Source organism: Homoserinimonas sp. OAct 916 (assembly GCF_003260275.1).
In the GTDB taxonomy this organism is placed as follows: Bacteria; Actinomycetota; Actinomycetes; order Actinomycetales; family Microbacteriaceae; genus OACT-916.
In genome coordinates, this window is the sequence record NZ_QJHB01000002.1 from 304,676 (window position 1) to 321,396 (window position 16,721).

Annotated in this window: 23 protein-coding genes; 12 read left to right on the top strand and 11 right to left on the bottom strand. The window is 57.9% G+C overall.

What is annotated here, in order from left to right:
- The first annotated feature begins 118 nt into the window (after nucleotides 1-118).
- From DL891_RS17025 to DL891_RS03775, 3 genes are all read left to right on the top strand, one after another.
- Nucleotides 119-928, top strand: coding sequence for a hypothetical protein (locus DL891_RS17025; protein WP_232818990.1), 810 nt, complete (start codon nucleotides 119-121; stop codon nucleotides 926-928).
- A gap of 392 nt (nucleotides 929-1,320) precedes the next feature.
- Nucleotides 1,321-1,944: a M23 family metallopeptidase gene (locus DL891_RS03770; RefSeq protein WP_232818991.1), complete on the top strand. Its 624-nt coding sequence runs from the start codon at nucleotides 1,321-1,323 to the stop codon at nucleotides 1,942-1,944.
- 153 nt (nucleotides 1,945-2,097) lie between these two features.
- Nucleotides 2,098-3,951, top strand: coding sequence for a DUF2207 domain-containing protein (locus DL891_RS03775; RefSeq protein WP_111719081.1), 1,854 nt, complete (start codon nucleotides 2,098-2,100; stop codon nucleotides 3,949-3,951).
- Between the two features lie 90 nt (nucleotides 3,952-4,041).
- Here DL891_RS03775 and DL891_RS03780 read toward each other — a convergent pair whose 3' ends face one another.
- Nucleotides 4,042-4,299: a type II toxin-antitoxin system RelE/ParE family toxin gene (locus DL891_RS03780; protein WP_111719082.1), complete on the bottom strand. Its 258-nt coding sequence runs from the start codon at nucleotides 4,297-4,299 to the stop codon at nucleotides 4,042-4,044.
- Nucleotides 4,296-4,559, bottom strand: coding sequence for a type II toxin-antitoxin system Phd/YefM family antitoxin (locus DL891_RS03785; protein ID WP_232818992.1), 264 nt, complete (start codon nucleotides 4,557-4,559; stop codon nucleotides 4,296-4,298). The genes DL891_RS03780 and DL891_RS03785 overlap by 4 nt, the downstream gene beginning before the upstream one ends.
- A gap of 182 nt (nucleotides 4,560-4,741) precedes the next feature.
- On the opposite strand from DL891_RS03785, the gene DL891_RS03790 reads away from it, so the two are divergent.
- The gene (locus tag DL891_RS03790; protein WP_111719083.1) at nucleotides 4,742-5,395 is read left to right on the top strand and encodes a GNAT family N-acetyltransferase; all 654 of its coding nucleotides are present in this window, start codon (nucleotides 4,742-4,744) and stop codon (nucleotides 5,393-5,395) included.
- A gap of 166 nt (nucleotides 5,396-5,561) precedes the next feature.
- Here the strand turns inward: DL891_RS03790 and DL891_RS17260 are convergent, their stop codons facing one another.
- Complete coding sequence (locus DL891_RS17260; protein WP_198668756.1) at nucleotides 5,562-5,972, bottom strand: hypothetical protein; 411 nt, start codon at nucleotides 5,970-5,972, stop codon at nucleotides 5,562-5,564.
- A gap of 28 nt (nucleotides 5,973-6,000) precedes the next feature.
- On the opposite strand from DL891_RS17260, the gene DL891_RS17750 reads away from it, so the two are divergent.
- Nucleotides 6,001-6,123 (top strand): hypothetical protein, encoded by a 123-nt coding sequence (locus tag DL891_RS17750; protein WP_198668757.1) that lies wholly within the window; start codon nucleotides 6,001-6,003, stop codon nucleotides 6,121-6,123.
- Nucleotides 6,124-6,320: 197 nt separating this feature from the next.
- Here the strand turns inward: DL891_RS17750 and DL891_RS03800 are convergent, their stop codons facing one another.
- Nucleotides 6,321-6,611, bottom strand: a complete 291-nt coding sequence (locus DL891_RS03800; protein ID WP_111719084.1) for a DUF4287 domain-containing protein — start codon at nucleotides 6,609-6,611, stop codon at nucleotides 6,321-6,323.
- 391 nt (nucleotides 6,612-7,002) lie between these two features.
- On the opposite strand from DL891_RS03800, the gene DL891_RS03805 reads away from it, so the two are divergent.
- Both DL891_RS03805 and DL891_RS03810 read left to right on the top strand, forming a co-directional pair.
- Nucleotides 7,003-7,281, top strand: coding sequence for an antitoxin of toxin-antitoxin stability system (locus DL891_RS03805; protein WP_111719126.1), 279 nt, complete (start codon nucleotides 7,003-7,005; stop codon nucleotides 7,279-7,281).
- Nucleotides 7,278-7,553 (top strand): type II toxin-antitoxin system RelE/ParE family toxin, encoded by a 276-nt coding sequence (locus DL891_RS03810; protein ID WP_111719085.1) that lies wholly within the window; start codon nucleotides 7,278-7,280, stop codon nucleotides 7,551-7,553. Before DL891_RS03805 ends, DL891_RS03810 begins: the two co-directional genes overlap by 4 nt.
- Before the next feature lie 161 nt (nucleotides 7,554-7,714).
- On the opposite strand, the gene DL891_RS03815 is transcribed toward DL891_RS03810, so the two are convergent.
- From DL891_RS03815 to DL891_RS03835, 5 genes are all read right to left on the bottom strand, one after another.
- Nucleotides 7,715-7,978 carry a type II toxin-antitoxin system RelE/ParE family toxin gene (locus tag DL891_RS03815; RefSeq protein WP_111719086.1) on the bottom strand — a complete coding sequence of 88 codons (264 nt, stop codon included), beginning with the start codon at nucleotides 7,976-7,978 and terminating at the stop codon, nucleotides 7,715-7,717.
- On the bottom strand, nucleotides 7,975-8,262 hold the full coding sequence (locus DL891_RS03820) for a ribbon-helix-helix protein, CopG family (protein ID WP_111719087.1): 288 nt from the start codon (nucleotides 8,260-8,262) through the stop codon (nucleotides 7,975-7,977). Before DL891_RS03820 ends, DL891_RS03815 begins: the two co-directional genes overlap by 4 nt.
- 407 nt (nucleotides 8,263-8,669) lie before the next feature.
- A complete protein-coding gene (locus tag DL891_RS03825; protein WP_111719088.1) occupies nucleotides 8,670-9,095 on the bottom strand; it encodes a hypothetical protein in 426 nt (141 codons plus the stop codon).
- Complete coding sequence (locus DL891_RS17755) at nucleotides 9,096-9,434, bottom strand: trypsin-like serine protease (protein WP_111719089.1); 339 nt, start codon at nucleotides 9,432-9,434, stop codon at nucleotides 9,096-9,098.
- A 4-nt stretch (nucleotides 9,435-9,438) separates the two neighbouring features.
- Entirely contained in the window at nucleotides 9,439-10,200 is a 762-nt protein-coding gene (locus DL891_RS03835; RefSeq protein WP_157962374.1) for a hypothetical protein, read from the bottom strand.
- Between the two features lie 1,396 nt (nucleotides 10,201-11,596).
- Between DL891_RS03835 and DL891_RS03840 the strand changes: the two genes are divergently transcribed.
- The 3 genes from DL891_RS03840 (at nucleotide 11,597) to DL891_RS03850 (ending at nucleotide 12,848) form a co-directional block, all read left to right on the top strand.
- Complete coding sequence (locus DL891_RS03840; RefSeq protein WP_111719091.1) at nucleotides 11,597-11,866, top strand: type II toxin-antitoxin system ParD family antitoxin; 270 nt, start codon at nucleotides 11,597-11,599, stop codon at nucleotides 11,864-11,866.
- 14 nt (nucleotides 11,867-11,880) lie between these two features.
- Nucleotides 11,881-12,183: a type II toxin-antitoxin system RelE/ParE family toxin gene (locus DL891_RS03845; RefSeq protein ID WP_198668758.1), complete on the top strand. Its 303-nt coding sequence runs from the start codon at nucleotides 11,881-11,883 to the stop codon at nucleotides 12,181-12,183.
- A gap of 65 nt (nucleotides 12,184-12,248) precedes the next feature.
- Nucleotides 12,249-12,848, top strand: coding sequence for a hypothetical protein (locus DL891_RS03850; RefSeq protein WP_111719093.1), 600 nt, complete (start codon nucleotides 12,249-12,251; stop codon nucleotides 12,846-12,848).
- 118 nt (nucleotides 12,849-12,966) lie between these two features.
- On the opposite strand, the gene DL891_RS03855 is transcribed toward DL891_RS03850, so the two are convergent.
- Nucleotides 12,967-13,164 (bottom strand): hypothetical protein, encoded by a 198-nt coding sequence (locus tag DL891_RS03855; protein WP_157962375.1) that lies wholly within the window; start codon nucleotides 13,162-13,164, stop codon nucleotides 12,967-12,969.
- A gap of 179 nt (nucleotides 13,165-13,343) precedes the next feature.
- Between DL891_RS03855 and DL891_RS03860 the strand changes: the two genes are divergently transcribed.
- Nucleotides 13,344-14,066, top strand: coding sequence for a polysaccharide deacetylase family protein (locus DL891_RS03860; protein ID WP_198668759.1), 723 nt, complete (start codon nucleotides 13,344-13,346; stop codon nucleotides 14,064-14,066).
- Between the two features lie 204 nt (nucleotides 14,067-14,270).
- On the opposite strand, the gene DL891_RS03865 is transcribed toward DL891_RS03860, so the two are convergent.
- Complete coding sequence (locus DL891_RS03865) at nucleotides 14,271-14,846, bottom strand: CPBP family intramembrane glutamic endopeptidase (RefSeq protein WP_157962376.1); 576 nt, start codon at nucleotides 14,844-14,846, stop codon at nucleotides 14,271-14,273.
- A gap of 945 nt (nucleotides 14,847-15,791) precedes the next feature.
- Between DL891_RS03865 and DL891_RS03875 the strand changes: the two genes are divergently transcribed.
- A complete protein-coding gene (locus DL891_RS03875; protein WP_111719097.1) occupies nucleotides 15,792-16,493 on the top strand; it encodes a hypothetical protein in 702 nt (233 codons plus the stop codon).
- The last annotated feature ends 228 nt before the right edge of the window (nucleotides 16,494-16,721 follow it).

The window sequence follows — 16,721 nt, forward strand, 5'->3', positions numbered from 1 at the left end:
CGGATGCGATGCGAGCGCAGCGAACCGGCTTGGTCGCCATGGGAATTTTCCCTGGGGCGTGGGCGGTCCTGGGCCAGGGCAGGGTCCTCAAGTATCGGCTCCCTCGGACTCACGATTCGTGGTGGTGGTGCTTGTTGTCGAAACGGTGGTCATCCTGGTCACGGTGCTTCTGCTGCTAAAACTGGATCTGCCTCAGTATCTTGTGCCTCTTGGGCCGTTGACGTGGGCGCTCTCTTCTTCCTTTTGGTCCGGCCAGGCGATCGCTTTCAGGGTGCTGGTTTCGGTGCGGCTTGAATGTGTTTGCGTCGGGCTGGGTCTGTCACCCGGAGAGCGTACGCTGGGAGTGGCCTACTTCCCTACAGTGATACCCCGGATGCTTTCGCAGAACCATTGCAGTCGAGCTTGCCAGCGTTCGAAGGAAGTAAGAACCACGATGTCTCAATCAACTCCACTCCCGGAGCCTGGTCCGGGTCGTTTCGCGGCTACCTACCGGGCCCTGATCTCAGCCGTGATCTTCTTCATCGCAGCCCTGGCGTTCGGCCTCATCATGGGCAAACCCTTGGATGGGCGCCTGCTGATCAGCTACGCCGGAGTCGGCCTGTTCGTCGGCGGTATGACGACCGCACTGAGTCAGCGGCGGCACCAGCAGAACGCCCGCGAAGCCGACTGCGAAACCGCCCAGCATGCGAGGCCCCGGTTGGAGCGTCAGCGACGCGGCCAATCCATCACCGTGTGGCTGGGGCCGATCATCTTCATACTGCTGGCCGCGATATCAGCCTGGCTGCTGTTTGATCCAGCAACCCCACAACGGATCCAAGGGTTTGTCTTCATGATCATCTTCATCCTTGCCGCGGTTGCGACACCGTTCTGGGCATTTGCTGCACGACGGCGCACCGACCGACGCCTCGAACAACTCGATCGACCATGAGCACGCGATCGCGCTCAAGCCATGCTGGCACCGAAATGAAGGCGCAAAGCACTGTTGGTGGTGCGGTCGGTGTTGTCGGGGCAGGTTATATCGGCCATCTATTTGCTCAGCTGTTCGCCTTGGTCACGCGCACGGTTCGGGTCTTGTTGCCTCCTCGCGGTGAATCACCGGAGCTTGGTGGACTCGCACTCTCGAGGCCTACAGAATGAGGTGCCGACCTCACTTATCTCACATACACCCATCGACCGAGTCAACGCGTACGAGCTCTCGGAGTGGTGGAAAGGGGTACGAACAGCAGTTACCTAGAAGCAGGTGCCGAACGGTTGATTCAGTTTTGGTTCATCCGATTTGACCATACTGGTCCTATGCTTCCGAGATCATCGCCGACGACAGTGGTTCTTGATCTTCCGTTTCACGGTATGTGGCGGGTGGAGAACAGTCCAGCGCGTCGTGTCCCGAGCCACGGCACCGCCGCTTTTGGTTCCTCATACGCCATCGACTTCGTCCACGTGGACAAAAATGGTCGCTCTGCACCTTTTACCTGGCGAAGTATGGTGGCCGCTGAACCTCCTGAGCGATTTCTCGGCTTTGGGGTGCCGATCCTTTCGCCAGTGACGGGTGTCGTCGTGGCAACCCATAATCACGAGCCGGACCATGACGGCCGGCGCTCACAGCTGATACTCATTCCGTACATGCTGGGACAGGCCAAACGGGCACGGCGAGGAGCTGCTGGGCTGGCAGGCAATCATGTCGTCATCGCCATGAGCGATCGCGGCCCTTTCGTTCTTGTGGCACACCTCCAGGAGGGCACGGTGAACGTCCGTGTCGGCGATCACCTGCAAGCGGGCGAAAAGATCGGCCGGTGCGGCAACTCGGGCAACAGTACGGAGCCGCACGTTCACGTGCAGGTTTCCGATTCGACCGCATGGGTCGACGCGCGTGGCATTCCCATCGTCTTTCGCAAGACCGACGGCTCGAGCTGGCTGCCAAGAGAATCCGAAATCGTTCAGGGCTAGAGCTCCGCACAGCCAGTAAACCAGTACTAGTTCCTGGGCCAACAATGCGTGCTCAATTGGATCCCCTGCGGGCGCCTTCTGGAGGGTTGAAAGAGTTCGTGGGATCATGATCCGTGCACTCGCTTCGTGGACCCTCGTTGTACGCTGGGTTGAATGAGTCGACGACTTCTCGTGATGGCAGTGACCGCAGGACTTGCTCTCGGGGCTCTTGCGGCGACAACTTGCTGGACCGCACAGCCAGTGGCTGCCGCATCCCTTGAGAGTGCCACCGTTGATACCGTGGCGGTCGGCACTGGGCCCGTCACAACCGGGGTCAATGACTTCGAGTTCGATAGTTTCGACGGAGACTACACGCTCGGGCGAGATTCGGCTGGCCGGTCCACACTGAAGACGGTCGAAACGTTGGTCGCCCGCTTTCCCGATTCGGACCAGAACCGTGGGATCCGTCGCGAGCTCGCCGAGCGATATGACGGGCATCCCATCGACCTCAATGTCACCTCGGTGACTGATGAACGCGGACAACCGCGAGCGTTTACGGAATCCTCAGACGACGGGTTCCGCACGTTGACGATTGCCGACAGTGACTACGTGCACGGTACGGAGATCTACGTCATCACCTACACCTCACGTAATGTGACCCGGTACTTCGCCGATACGAACGCCGACGAGTTCTATTGGGACACCAACGGAACAGGATGGGGACAGCCGTTCGGGAAAGTATCGGCCGAGGTTCATCTGTCTGCGGCGCTCCAAGCGAAGCTGACAGGGAACGCGAATGCGGCTTCAGGGCTCGAGGGTGAGAGGGGTCCGGCGACGATCACGGAGACCGACGACGGATTCGCGGTGTCGGCAACGAACCTTGGACCGGGTGAGAATCTCACCTTCGCGATCGGCTTCGACCCCGGCACGTTCACTCCGCGCGATGACTCGTTCCTGTCGGCGCCCTGGCCAATCCTGTCACTTCTCGGGACACTGGCTGCCCTGCTGGTGGCAGGATGGGCGCTGTTAATCCGACGAACCCACCTGCGGGATGCCCCAAGCCGCGGCATCATCATCGCAGAATATTTACCGCCGAAAGATGCGAGCCTGCTCCTGTCTTCAGTGATAACGAGGACGACAGCAAAGTCCACGCCTGCACAGGTTCTCGCGCTTGCGGTGGCCGGCAATCTGCGAATCATCGAGAGTGAAGCATCCGGCTTCAGCCGCAAACCGAGCTATGAGCTGGAGTTTGTGTCAGCCGACGGCGCCGATGCTGATGCGACAGAGTTCCTGCACGCTGTCTTCGGAGACACGCTGACCGAGGGCGAGCACCGCAATCTGAAGAAGAGAGACCAGAAGGCTATCAAGCGGCTCACCGAACTGACCAAGCGAGTAACAGCAGATGCTGTGGCCAACGGCTATAGACGGCGCAGGCCGGCCGGGCTCCTCGGTTTGCTGGTGCTTGCGTCCGTCCTGGCTTCGATCTCGGGAGTCGTCTTCGCCATCGTTTCCTTGTCTTCGGTGCACGGCAGCCCGGCCTTGTTGGCGGTTTTCCTATTCATCTCCGTGCTGGCGTTCGCCACCAGTGCCGTTCTGATCTCGCACAATCCGTTGGATACGAAAGGCGTGAAGCTGCGGGACTATTTGTTGGGCCTCCGAGAGTACATCTCGTTGGCAGAAGCAGATCGCCTTCGTTACCTACAGTCAATCAAGGGCGCTGAGCGCACGCCGGTCACAACGGGCGACCCGCGACAGGTGATCAAGATCAACGAACGTCTGCTCCCGTATGCAGTCCTGTTCGGCATTGAGAAGTCGTGGGCGGAGGAGCTCGGTCGGAACTACGAACAAGTGGGCGAGCGTCCCTCCTGGTTTGTCGGATCTGGGGGCTTCAACGCGGCACTGTTCGCCAGCAGCATCGGTTCGATGTCGGTGAGCGCGTCGTCCGCATACAGCAGCACCTCCGGTGGCTCCGGCGGCGGGGCAGCGTCAGGGGGTGGCGGAGGTGGCGGAGGTGGCGGAGGCGTCTAGCGCTCTCGACCAGCCGGTGGAACGCTGCCCGGTGATCGAACCCTCAGCGGGATACCAGGGGGTGAGCGAAAAGAGGATCCACCGGGGCAGTCAGCGTTCGTAGATGTTGCTTCGACGACCGAGGGTGATTACTGCGACAACGAGGATGTTGTCGTCAACCGTGTAGACGATGTGGTAGGCCCCTATACGAACCCTGAGGCCGGGACGCCCTTGGAGAGCTTTGGCACCTGGCGGACGTGGATCCTCTCCGAGGAGCGCAATCGCTCCACGTATGCGGTCGCGATCCTGATGGTCAATTCGTTTCAACGCGCGAACTGCGGCAGGTCGCAACTCGATTTGGTAGGTCATACCCAGCCCAGATCGGCTTTCACCTGAGCCCAAGGGATATTGGGTCCCTCCTCTGCCATCGCCTCGTCGAACGCGGCGACATCTTCGACTTCTTCCAGAGCTTCGAGCATCCGCTCGTAATGCTCAGGACTGACAACCACGGCGGCGCGCTGACCGCGGCGTTCGATGAACACCGCTTCGGTCTTCGAGCGATCGATGACGTCTGAAAAGTGGTTGCGTGCGTCTGCGACGCTGACTACGGACATAGTCTTGTCGTGCATCCTATATCTCGAAATGTACATGAATCTGACTCTTTGAAAGGGAAGTCACGCTGATCGCTATACCCACTGATAGAACCCTCAGTGAACGAGAGCCGACCGGATGGACGGCAGACGTTCCTGATTGTGGTTGAACAACCCGGCTTTCGCGTCTGGTTCGCCGTCACCGCGATTAGAGTCAGGGGATGCTTGAGAATTCATATCCCCCGTTCGGCCTGCGAGTTGTGACGCCCCGAATTGAGCTGGTAGCAGCTACAGACGAAATTCTCTTTCAGCTGGCGCCCATCGTTCAAGCTGGCCTCGCCTCTGCGGAACCACCGCCATACGACGATCCGATTTCGCTGTATGAAAACGATCCGGAGGTCCGAGTATCAACCTGGTTACAGGGTATCTGGCGCGGTCGAGGCAACTTTGGCCCCGGAAATTGGCGTCTGTACTTTGCCGTCGTTCTCGATGGACGAGCGGTCGGAATGCAGGATTTGGTTGGCACACAGTTTGGAGCTTTCGGTTCGGTGGACAGCTTTTCTTGGCTATCGTCGTCCGAGCGCCGACAGGGTCTCGGGCGTGAAATGCGGTCAGCAATTTTGCATTTGGCGTTCGCCGGACTCGACGCCAAGGAAGCCCACAGTGAGGCGTTTCTGGACAACATCGGTTCCAACAGGGTGTCCGAGGCACTCGAATATGAAGCCAATGGCACAAACTGGGCAACGCGCCGAGGCGCGACGGCCGAGCTGCAGCGCTGGAAGCTCAGCCGTGAACGATGGCAACGGCATCAGCGCGACGACGTTCAGATACACGGCTTGGAACCTGTCCGAAAAGCATTGCGCATCGAGAACTGAAATATATGTGAATGCGAAGACCAGTCAACGTCCCCTGGCGCGGGAGGAGGCAATCTCAATCGTCCCGCAAGTCGGTCGGTCAACGCAACAGCATGCACCGATAGTCGACCCGTCAGTGCGACGGGATATGTGCGGATAGTGGGCGGTCGGACGGCGCAATTCCTTGCTACTGCCCGAATAGGATGCCGTTGATCGAGGTCATAACGGCAACGATGTCGTCGGCTGATTCGACGCATGAGTCGATGTCGACTACCGCTTTGGACACGGAGCTCGCCGGGATTAGTAATCCCGCCGATGGGTCAAGCGTGTCGCCCACCGAGATTTTGCCATTCGGGAATGTGATGAGTTTCGGTTCGCCGAGCTCGAGCGCGGCACCCGCTGGCCAGACAACTGGGTACGTCGGCCCCGAATCAAGCGCTAGTGCGAGACAGCCGCCGGAGATGACGACGTGCCCCGGAAGGGGCTCTATAACGGCGTCCTCAGGAATGATGCGCCCTTGCAGAAGAATGGGGGTCGGTTCAGGTACCGACGTACATCCGGTCACCCCAACCACCATCACGAGAAGCGAGAGCAGCATCACAGGGATTGAGCACCAGAGCTACATCATGGTCGACAAGATAACGACCATGCCGCGAGCAAACGTGAGTGATCGACTCGGACGACTCGAAGACTCCGACCTTGTTCGACTTGATCGGGCACTTATCGTGTTTCTCGGCTTTGCCGCGTAACGTTTCGCCGCCAACACCCATCCTGTCAAGTTAGTGAATCGATCAATGAGACCGAAGCACACCGATAGCCGGTCCATCACCGCACGTAGTTTCGAGAGCTCGCGAAATGCGATTACAGAGCCAATTTCAACTCGGCACGGGCGCCGGCATGGTATCAACCTACGGACGTCGAATCCGGGGGTGTGGTCGCGGAAAATCTAATTGGGACGACTGTTCTTTCCATCCAGCCAGAGTTCGGTCGACACATCCCGGTGAACTCCGTCCGAGCCAACGTGTTTCTCGCTTATGGTCGTCCCGTTCTTGATCACATGAACCATGGCCATCGCGTGTCCGCGCCCAAGCCCGTAATCTTCCTTGAGCCAATCGATAATCGTGCCGGCTTTCACCGTTGATTCGTCAAGACCGCGTTCATGTGCCTTGGCGAGTAGCGCTCGGGGCGTGAGGCCTGTCTTGACTTCGATAGTGTCGAGGTATGCTTGGAACGACATCGCGTTAGCTCCCTAGCCTTGCGTTTGTGGATGGTGCGATTATATGCGGGCGCCAAGTGGTGAGCGGGCGATGTCTTCGAGGGCTTTCCAGTGTGCGGTATACGCGGCACGTCCTTGCCCTGTGAGGCAGAGCATTAGCTGAGAGCGGCTAGTTCTGACAAATTGCTCTGGCGGGATACTGCGCATTGCCTACGTTGCAGTCATCCCGTCTGTCGTTGAACGGTCCGGTAGACGATTGGTGCCGGTGAGCCCGTGGTCGGTGTTGACGAAGTTCGATCCAACGCCACGTGATTCCAAGGCGTTTTGCTGCGCGGTGAGATCTTGCTCATTTGTGGATCCTCAAATGAGAATTATACTAACCATGTTGGCGTACTTGGCGCATAATGGTTATATGAGTTCAGAATCGATCGAGTTGTCAGTCAGCAGTGCGCGGGATCATTTTTCTGATGCGGTCAATCGTGCTGCGTTCGGCGGAGAAATTACTTTCATCACGCGTGGTCGAAACCAAAAACGTGCCGCGGCGATCGTCCCTGCCGAGCTTGTCGAACAGTTTGAAGCAATGATCGACCAAGAAGAGGGACGAATTGCGCAAGAGCGATTGAACGACATCAATGCGGGAACAGTGAACGCCATCCCGGCAGATGAGGTTGCCCGGGCGCTCGGGCTGTGAACGAGGAATCACGGTACTCGGTTCTTTATGACCCAAAAGCGCTTAAAGAGATCGGCAACCTCGACAAAGCGGTCGCGCGCCGTGTCGTCAAAGCGATTGATCGACTAAGTTCTGAGCCTCGCCCCGCAGGAGTGCGGGCACTCGTGGGCTTTCCTGGCCTGTTTCGAATTCGGGTCGGTGACTACCGCATCGTTTACACGGTCAAAGGCGCCGAGCTGATCGTGCTTGTCCTTCGCGTCGCGCATCGCAGTGTTGTCTATCGCAAGCTCTAAACAGCCTGCCGGCGTCGTACCGCACGCATCCGTGAACCGATCCACTTGCGGTACATTCCTGTCGCATTACCCAAAGACACGATGGATTGGGCTGGAGTTGAATGACCCGCACTCAAGTTTTGGTGTCTGAATGGCTTCTCGTGATGCAGTAGGCCCTCTACTCATTCATAGACGCTGCTGCGATAATCAATATCGATCACCAAGACGACCAGGCCTGCGTCTTGAAGGTCACAGACAATTCGATAATCACCGACGCGATATCGCCACAGGCCCGCTAGTCCCCCGGTGAGGGCTTTGCCCCGGTTTCGGGGGTTATCAAGGGTCGTGATTGCTCGAAGTGCGGCACGGATTCGTCGGGCCGTCTGCGGGTCAGCTTTCCGAAACCACTTCACCGCGTCGGGCGAAAGATTGACTTCCCAAGTCACTCGACCTCATTCAGGATGCTGGTATCGACTGGGGCGTCGTTGAGCCCCAGTTCGCGCTCGACCACAATAAGCGGGACGGCCTGTACCCGACCCGAGCGAAGATCCGCAGCACGGTCGATGATGCGCTGCTCCCACTCCAGCTCTGAGAGGTCGCGCTCCAATACCTCGCGCACGACATCACCCTTGCTGCGCCTGGTCGCTTTGGCAAGTGCCTCGACGCGCTCGCGCAGGTCTTCGGGAAGCCGCACTGAGATGGGTCGTCCAAGTGGTGTCGTAGGGTTCATGTAAACATTGTAAGCGATGTTTACGGAAATGCGGCACTATTGGCTCCTGCATATCTCCTGTTCGGTGCGTCGTGACTGCTGCTCGAATTGTCTGCTGAGGCCAGCTCGCTGTGGCGAGGATATGGTCGACACTTTCTCAGACCAAACGGCACTGCCCCAATATGCTCGCCACCGCGCCCGCAAGTGGATCGGCTTCCGGCGAATTCCACCGCTCGATCCTCCGTCGCGGCAATGAGTTGAAACTCCAAATCGAGGTGCGAAACATTCGAGCGGTACATGGTCGCGCCGTCGATGCGGGCCACGAAGTGTTTGTAGTCGTGGAGACCGCATGGTATCGCGAGGGTGCCCACGAAAACGGCCAGGAGCAGTTCCTAGATCAAGTCCACGTCGGACGGCGCAATACCTTGCTACTGCCCGAAAACGATGCCGTTGATCGAGGTCAGAACGGCAACAATTTCATCGGGTGCTTCGACGCATGAGTCGATGTCGACTACCGATTTGGACACAGAGCTAGCCGGGATCAGGAAGCCGGCCGACGGGTCGAGCCTGTCGCCGACAGCGATCTTGCCGTTTGGGAACGCAATGAGTGTCGATTCGCCGGACTCGAGTGCGGCACCCGCTGGCCAGACAACTGGGTATGTCGGCCCCGAATCAAGCGCGATGGCGAGACAGCCGTCAGAGACGACAACGTGCCCTGAGAGCGGCTCTATACCGACGCCATCAGGGATGATGCGCCCTTGCAAAAGAATGGGCGTTAGTTCCGGCCCCGAAGTGCATCCCGTCACCCCAACCACCATGACGAGAAGGGAGAGCAGAAGCGCGGCACTTTTCATTTACCCGGCCCAGAGCTTAAGGCCAAATCGAGACAATGCATTGTTCACTTGTGAGAAGCAAGAAATAGTGGAGCCGTCTCCGGCACTGTGAATTCCATAAGCCGTATTGTTCAGAAACCACGGTCCCCCGCTATCACCTGGTTGGGACTGCCCTCCATTTTGGACGGCAGTGACACAAGCCAAGGGGCCAACCTGACGTATCCCGCCCCCGGGCTCAGAGGGGAGAGTGATGTTCGCAATGTAATTTGACCCTGCCACTGTCCCACACGCGTAACCTCCTGTGTGACCGAATCGACAAATGTAATAACCAGTCTGGGCAACAGCGCTCGATGCGAACATCCTGCTAGTAGCCCCAATATGTGGTATATCCGTTGAACATGGTGTCGCTCCAGAGCCATCGAAAGTCCCCGCCTGGAGAAGCTGTCGTGGTTGCTTGCGAATACGGAAGTACCGTGAAATATTCCGGAGAAGTGGGCGAGTTATACGAAACGTTTCGGCCGGGGCAATGCCCGGCCGTAAGGAGGCCAAGTTGCGGACCGTTTGTCTTTTTGACTGAGAATGCAGAACTACCTTGAAAAGCGCCACCCTTGTAGATTTTGCCTCCGGCGGTAAGCGCTTGCGCAGTCAATGGCGGGCTGTCACTCTTCTTGATCACTACCTTCGGAACCTCAGGACTTTCGATGGCCGCCCGCACCTCAGTTTCGATCTCGATCTGCAACTGATTACCGTTCAAGGACACATCCGAGCCACCGTAATCCACAAAAAGGGTGTTAGTAGCGTAGTCATAATGGATCAGGTACTCTGTGTCGCCGCCGATAGCCTCCGTTGCGGCCTTATAGAGAACCTGTTCTGTCGCTTCGCGATCCTCGATCGTGTATCCAGTCCCTCCCACAGCGCTGACTCCGGAGATACCGGAAAGGAGAAGTAGCTCTTCGGCTGCGGCCGGGATCCTATCTGCGAACATCACCGTTCCCGACACGTGGTCGGACGCGATAGTGTGACCGGCGTAAGCTGCGGGAAAGTGCCTCTGAAGCTGCATCGTCAATTCGCCAAAAGCGATCTGCCACTCAGCGTAGCTCGGTGAATCTGGCGGAACAGCCTTCACAGGCGAAGCCTCCGTCGCGGGCTGCTCCCACTGAGTTCGGGGCGGTTCAAAAGGCGCCGCTGTAGCGCTCGTGCCCTGCATGACGCAAGCGATGAGGGCAAGTGCGATTAGCCCTGAAGCTTGACCCAACCTAGAAAGCATCATTGCCCATTCCTTTGCTGCACTCAATTTGACGCAAAGTATTCCCGCGAACGTAACACTGAACGGCGGGGATGTACATAACCAAGCGCAGAACTATGCCTATTTGTCACGGCCGCTACTTCCGGCCTCAACCGGAAACCAATCTGACGCGCGACGCCCTCGGCAACACGCAGTTCAGTGGCGGGTATATACTCTGGCAGCAGCTCGACACCTTTCAGATCCAAAACCCGCCCCACCGTTTTACGATTAATCCAACAGACTTACTTCCGAGAGCCTTGCCAATACGAGGACTGTCCGGACCGGCCCGCAAGCCGACCGGCTAACGGGCGTCCGCGGTGAGTTCGAGATCATTGTTGGGCGTCAATCACGGACTGAATCCAGGAGCCAGTGGCACCGATCCGGCAGTCACAACCCTGACTAAAATGGACCTGTCTGATTGAGCGTTTCAGGGGCTACGAGAACGGTTCAGCCATGACCTACTTTGTCAGCAGTGGGCTGGCCGGAAATACGACTGTAGACGAGTGCCGTATAGATGACTACGAGCGTCACACTGAGAATCGCAGCGAGCCAGGTGGTGCTGTCAATACTTGAAGTAGTCGTCGCAAGAGACCAAGCCAGAATCAATGACCACGCGATGACAACACCTACGGTGCTGAAAAGAACGGTTGCGACTGACGACGACCAACGCAACGAAAGCCAACATCCAAGGCCAGCTAACCCGCCAACGAAAAGGCCAAGGACCGCTCCAAGCACTAGTCCGTAGAGGACCAGTCCAGATAACTCCGGAGACTGAATAGCGATGATAGCCGCGCCGTAACCGGCCCCGACAACACTGCCCACCAACGGTATAAGCCACATGTACCCAGTGGTAGATCTTCGGATTCGCGTCATCGCGGGATCCTCGGTTCTCTCGAATGTGCCGGATCAGACTGTATGGAGGAGAAGACTAACCGCATCGGCGCTCCGACAACATCGACCATGAATTGACTCATCGGCGACACCCATATGCGTGATCGAGCTCGGAGAGTCTCGACGCCGACAGTAGTCATGCCTAGATTATCGCCGATAATTGTTGCGGAACGCACGCAAGTACAGGGTGGGCGTCGCATCTCTTCGTGGCCCACAGAAGGGTCGTCGAACGAAACAGAAAGTTCGTCGGTAGCCGATTCTGAGTGGGTTTCACGGATCGCACATGGCACCTACCCATCACAATCTGCGACGAGTATGATTTAGTCCTACTGGCATTGGAGCGATCATGCGTACCACGCGGCAACTGAGCATTACCCTTCCGAACGAGATGGCGGACGCACTACGGGAACGAGTGGCGTCGGGCGCGTATGCGAGCGAGAGCGAAGTCATTCGAGATGGGCTGCGCACCTTATTCGCCCGCGATCAAGCTTTGGAGTCCTGGTTGCGCACCGAGATTGTGGACGCCTATGACGCACTCGTGGCCGATCCAGATGCTGTAGTGAGCGTCGATGAGGTGCGTGCGAAGCTTTCAGCCAAGCACTCCGCGCAGCGGTGACACGCTACCGAGTTGTGTTCCGCCCCGAAGCCGCCCTACAGCTTGAGGAGCTTTACGACTTCATCTCTAATGCCGCCTCACCCAGCAACGCGGCAGGCTTCACTGAATCGATCGTCGCGTTCTGTGAGGGGCTCGCCGATTTTCCGTATCGCGGGACAGCACGAGACGACCTCCGTCCGAGGCTGCGGACGATCGGGTACAAAAAACGGGTCGTCGTAGCGTACGCCGTGCTGAACGAGACCGTCGCGGTCGTTGGTATCTTCTATGGTGGCCAGGACCACGAGGCCCTACTAGCTTCCGCAGCGCAGCCCGATTGACCGATAGTGGATCCTCTACTCGCCCAAACGCGGGTGTGTGGCGCGGGTGTGTTTGACTAAATCAAATGAGCTCTCACCAGTCCCTCTCCAGGCAGCCGACGATCGCCCCCACAACTATCGGCCACGTCATCGGCTCCTCATTCGGTCTGGTTTTCGTGCTCGTCAACAGTGCACCGTTCACGCCTTGGCTCCGCATCGGCGCAAGTGTATTGGCTGTGGCTGTGTTCCTTGTCATCCTCGCTGCCTTCGGTCGCACTGCTCGATTGTCGCGGCGTGGCGGAGCGTTACACGGTGAAGCGGATGATGCCGTCGTCGGCTTCCCGCTTCGCTACTGGATCATCGTCGGTACCGAGGCCATTCTGCTATTCGGTGGACTCGCAATCATCCAGCAATTCGAACCGGCGGCCACCCTCGGTTGGATCGCCCTGGTCGTCGGCGTGCACTTCTTCCCGCTCTCGCGCTTGTGGTCCTCAGGCCGCGCCCAGATTGTGGCGATCGCGTACGCCATGACCGTGCTCGGCATTGTTGGCCTGGTGCTCGCCTTCACCACGCACAATATGGATATTGTCACTCTGGTATCTGGTGTCGGCTCAGGAATCGTGCTGTTGGGCACAGCATTCATCGTCGCCATTCACACCTTGACCCAACGATCCGTCACGCGGTAGACGAACAGAGCCCGGGAGCCCACGATTTGATGCCTTACCGGTGTCTCCGCAAGGCGACCGCGCGCCCGCGTCCCGGAGTCTCTCGACGGCAATTGAGCAGCCGGCGATTGGGGCACAATCAAGGACGATCGCTATCACGGCTCAAAACCTCGATCGCCTCCGTATCAACATAGAAGCGCACCTCGCCGGTCGACAAATCCACCGAAGCTCGAACAGCTGCTCTGTGCTGTGCATCGACACGCTTTCCGACGGACAGTTCAACGGGATACACGCCAGAGGCAAAAACACTCAGCCCGCTCATCTGCGATTCTTCCATGTAGTCATGCTTCACACGAGCGCTATCGAGGCGCCCAGTAGGCGATCCTTGCGCGAGCCGCTCGCTCCAACACTCAACGATCAGTCAGGGCCGCGGTTTTTCGCCAAGTGTCTTCGTGGTGTCTAAGCCTCCTCCCAGCCGTGCCACGTTGCAACACGGTGTCATGAAAGACTTATCGCATGAACCGTCGACGTTGGAAGATTTTCGCGTGGATGGCCGGGACTGTCGTTCTGATTCTCATTCTCGCAGTCGTCGTAGATAAGGGAAGCAACTCCCGGCAGTTTCAAGCGTTCGGCGAGTTGATCAAGAGGGTAAACACCACCGAGAAGGTCGTCGCATTGACCTTCGATGACGGACCCACGCCCGGCGACACCGAGAACGTGCTGCAGATCCTCGCCGACGAAGACGTCACGGCAACCTTCTTCCTGTGTGGTTTTGCCATCGACGAGCACCCGGCCCAGGCACGGGAGATCGTCGATGCCGGCCATCAAGTGGGCAACCACACTTGGTCTCACCGTCGCATGAGGTTTGTCAGCCCTGACGAGGTGCGAACCGAGCTGGAGGACACGGATGAAGCGATCCGCGCTGCCGGCTACCGGGGAAGTATAGATTTCAGGCCACCGTATGGGAAGAAACTGTTCGTGCTGCCTTGGATGCTGCAAGAGCGCGGCACCCGCACTATCACCTGGGATGTCTCCCCGGAAGACTTCACCGGCAAGACCCAGACCGCAGAGCAACTCCGCGACATTGTGATGGAAGCCGTTCGACCAGGCTCAATCATCCTGCTGCACCCGATGGACGGCCGCACCACAACCCAAACCGCCACTGCCCTCATTATCGGCTCCCTCAAGCAAGAGGGATACCGATTCGTCACAGTGGACGAGTTGACACATCACCAGTAGCCGCCGGCCGCCTGCAGTCCACGATTCTCACTCGCAGACAACCGCGCCGACCTTCGAAGGAGACTCCCCGGAAGTAGATCCATCACCGGACGCAATTCATGCCCTTGGGTAGGGCCGGTCGAGACCGGAGTCCCGGCCTGGACCAGGTGCCCGCAGGGTGCCCCTAAGTGGGCGGATCTGGTCTCCGATCAAACAGCTGTGAGTTCAGAAGATGTCTATGGCAAAGTGCGCTGCAGTGGGAAGAATCAGGCTACCGGTGACCTGTCGCAGAACACACAAAGTTAGGCCAACCAGGCAGAGCACCACGAACGCTCCCAATGATGCCGAGCTGTATCCTGCCAGCATTGAGGGGATGTGCCAAAGTGCGAATGCAACGACGTTCACAGCGATAGCCAACGGTGCTCCCCATCCTGCACGTCTCGTTCGGTCCCAGATGAACCCGCGGAAGATGACCTCCTCCCCGACAGCGGTGACCCCAACGCGAACCACAGCCCCGATCAACTCGATCCCCTGATGGTGTATGACGGCGGCAATGACCAGCGAGCCTGCCGCCAACAACACTGCGGCCAGTCGCTGCCACTTCGGCGAGGCAAAGTCGCGGAATGTGGTTCGCGACCACACAAGTATCGGGAGAACCATTGCGAAGTAGAGCAGGACCTGTGTGCCAGTCAGGACCCATGTGGAGTGAATGCGCGGGAACATCAAGAAAACGCCCAGAATCGCGACAATAGTGACCCACACGAACAGCATGCCCGCACTAAGGAAGAATCGATACCGCACGACCCCATTATGCAGTTGCCCTGGCTCAAGAACGAAAGCGCCGACTCGCAGGAAACGTGAGAGGATCCTACAACGGTTCATCCGATAGTGGATTGGTCGTGTCCGCAAGCAGCCGCCACCGTAATGGCGAGTACTACTACTCCTGGATCCCCGCGCGACGGATTCTTATTACCGACCATGCAAAGAATCCCCAGAAAACAAGCGATACTGCGGCCAAAATCACACCCACAATTGGGTTGTCCCTCCAGGCCCACTGAATGTCAGAGTCACCGAAGAGAAATGCAACGGCCGTAAGAAGAAAGACGACTGCAGAAAAGAGCTGTGCGTTTCGGATCTTTTTCATTACTTGACTCCTTACTGTTGATCGAAGAACAGCTTGTTTCACAGCAAATCAGACCCGACGAGTCCAACTCAACTGACTAAAAATCGAGATGGTACCGGGCACTTTAAATCGACTCAAGTCCGATTAGTGACCGCAACGGACCTTTAGCTAGCGCGCGACGTGTGTCATCTGACCCGCAAGCGGGTCCGTCTACGGACGTCCGCGAGGGACGGGATGTACTCCGCCACCCGCTGGATCACCGATGAATCGCTGTGCGTAGCAGGGTAGTCGCCGTCGCGTGAACCAGAATGAGACGATGTGACTGCGGTTGCACATAACTTGGGTAGAGAGCCAGTACCGCCTGCCCGGCGATTCCTGGAGAGAGAACTGACAATGAGGCCAGTGACGCTATCCACAGGCGCGCATGCGAAATGCGGCGAAGGCGAATTACGTTTGAACGATGACCGCCTTTTGTTTCAACGACGCGAAACTATGTCCATGAGACTGGCCACGCAGTCGGGCTCCCACGGGAGCGGCTACGGGGATGTATGGTCTCGGCCTCCTCAACGAACAGCACGTATTCATCGCACCACGCCACGCACGTCGACGCGAACTATTAGAGCATGTTGAACATCCGTATCAGGAAGGCGCACTCAATGTTTGGTCTACGACTTTTCGCGATCCCCATCATTGTGCTGACGATGGTCCTCGTTAGTGGTTGCACGGCACTCGGTCAGGCGGAACAAGTTCAACCGGAACAAGTCCAGACACCTCGGAGTGACGAACTTTCCGCGGTGTTCAGCGGATATCATGCTGACTACAATGTTGCCGAATCACCAAAGGAATTGGCGCAAAACGCTGAACTCGTTCTGCAAGGGGAGGTCGTCGCGGTCCAGAAAGGCCGAGAGCAACAATCTGCTGCAGGTGGGGTGCCAACTAAAACAATAGTGGTCGTCATCAGGCCCACCGAAGTGGCTCAAGGCACTATGTCAAGCTCGTCCGACGGATATGCGTATATCGAACTTCTCTCGCCAGGAGGACAAGGCGCAGATGTGTACGAGAAGGTTCTGCCCGCCAATACGTCCGTTGTTGCGTACCTGCAACTGGCATGGGATGGCGCACAGGGTGAGATTGATGAGATACGGCTCGTGGAGCCAAACGCGGGTCGCCCGGCTGGGCAAGAACTGTACATGCTCATCTCGCCGCAGGGTTTCGCGGTGCAGTATGCACAATCGAAGGAAATCGTTTGGCCTCTTGGCGACGATGTGCAAATCGGCGCCATTGAAGACACGCTTCCTTCAGGCAGTATCGTAGGGCACCCGTAGTTTGTTGGTGGATGGCCAGCGATCAACAGAAACACGCCCGCAGGCGGATCTTGGGTTCAACCGGTCGTTGCAACACTCGTTTATCTGTGAGGTGTTGCCCATGTGGTCAAAGGATGAGTTGGTTCAGAAGCGGGAACGATTCTGGGTGTTAGTTGCTGGGGGTTCGACATCGTCTGCGGCGTGTGATGCTGTGGGTGTGGATCGACGAACTGGACGACGTTGGCGCCA

Coding starts and splice junctions, on each gene's coding strand:
- DL891_RS03875 (WP_111719097.1), top strand. CDS start 15,792: ATGTTGAACATCCGTATCAGGAAGGCGCACTCAATGTTTGGTCTACGA.
- DL891_RS17260 (WP_198668756.1), bottom strand. CDS start 5,972: ATGCTGCTCTCGCTTCTCGTGATGGTGGTTGGGGTGACCGGATGTACG.
- DL891_RS03850 (WP_111719093.1), top strand. CDS start 12,249: ATGAGCTCTCACCAGTCCCTCTCCAGGCAGCCGACGATCGCCCCCACA.
- DL891_RS17755 (WP_111719089.1), bottom strand. CDS start 9,434: ATGTTCGCATCGAGCGCTGTTGCCCAGACTGGTTATTACATTTGTCGA.
- DL891_RS03860 (WP_198668759.1), top strand. CDS start 13,344: ATGAACCGTCGACGTTGGAAGATTTTCGCGTGGATGGCCGGGACTGTC.
- DL891_RS03775 (WP_111719081.1), top strand. CDS start 2,098: ATGAGTCGACGACTTCTCGTGATGGCAGTGACCGCAGGACTTGCTCTC.
- DL891_RS03785 (WP_232818992.1), bottom strand. CDS start 4,559: ATGCACGACAAGACTATGTCCGTAGTCAGCGTCGCAGACGCACGCAAC.
- DL891_RS03805 (WP_111719126.1), top strand. CDS start 7,003: ATGAGTTCAGAATCGATCGAGTTGTCAGTCAGCAGTGCGCGGGATCAT.
- DL891_RS03840 (WP_111719091.1), top strand. CDS start 11,597: ATGCGTACCACGCGGCAACTGAGCATTACCCTTCCGAACGAGATGGCG.
- DL891_RS03855 (WP_157962375.1), bottom strand. CDS start 13,164: ATGGAAGAATCGCAGATGAGCGGGCTGAGTGTTTTTGCCTCTGGCGTG.
- DL891_RS03825 (WP_111719088.1), bottom strand. CDS start 9,095: ATGAAAAGTGCCGCGCTTCTGCTCTCCCTTCTCGTCATGGTGGTTGGG.
- DL891_RS17750 (WP_198668757.1), top strand. CDS start 6,001: ATGGTCGACAAGATAACGACCATGCCGCGAGCAAACGTGAGTGATCGA.
- DL891_RS03780 (WP_111719082.1), bottom strand. CDS start 4,299: ATGACCTACCAAATCGAGTTGCGACCTGCCGCAGTTCGCGCGTTGAAA.
- DL891_RS03800 (WP_111719084.1), bottom strand. CDS start 6,611: ATGTCGTTCCAAGCATACCTCGACACTATCGAAGTCAAGACAGGCCTC.
- DL891_RS03820 (WP_111719087.1), bottom strand. CDS start 8,262: ATGAACCCTACGACACCACTTGGACGACCCATCTCAGTGCGGCTTCCC.
- DL891_RS03790 (WP_111719083.1), top strand. CDS start 4,742: ATGCTTGAGAATTCATATCCCCCGTTCGGCCTGCGAGTTGTGACGCCC.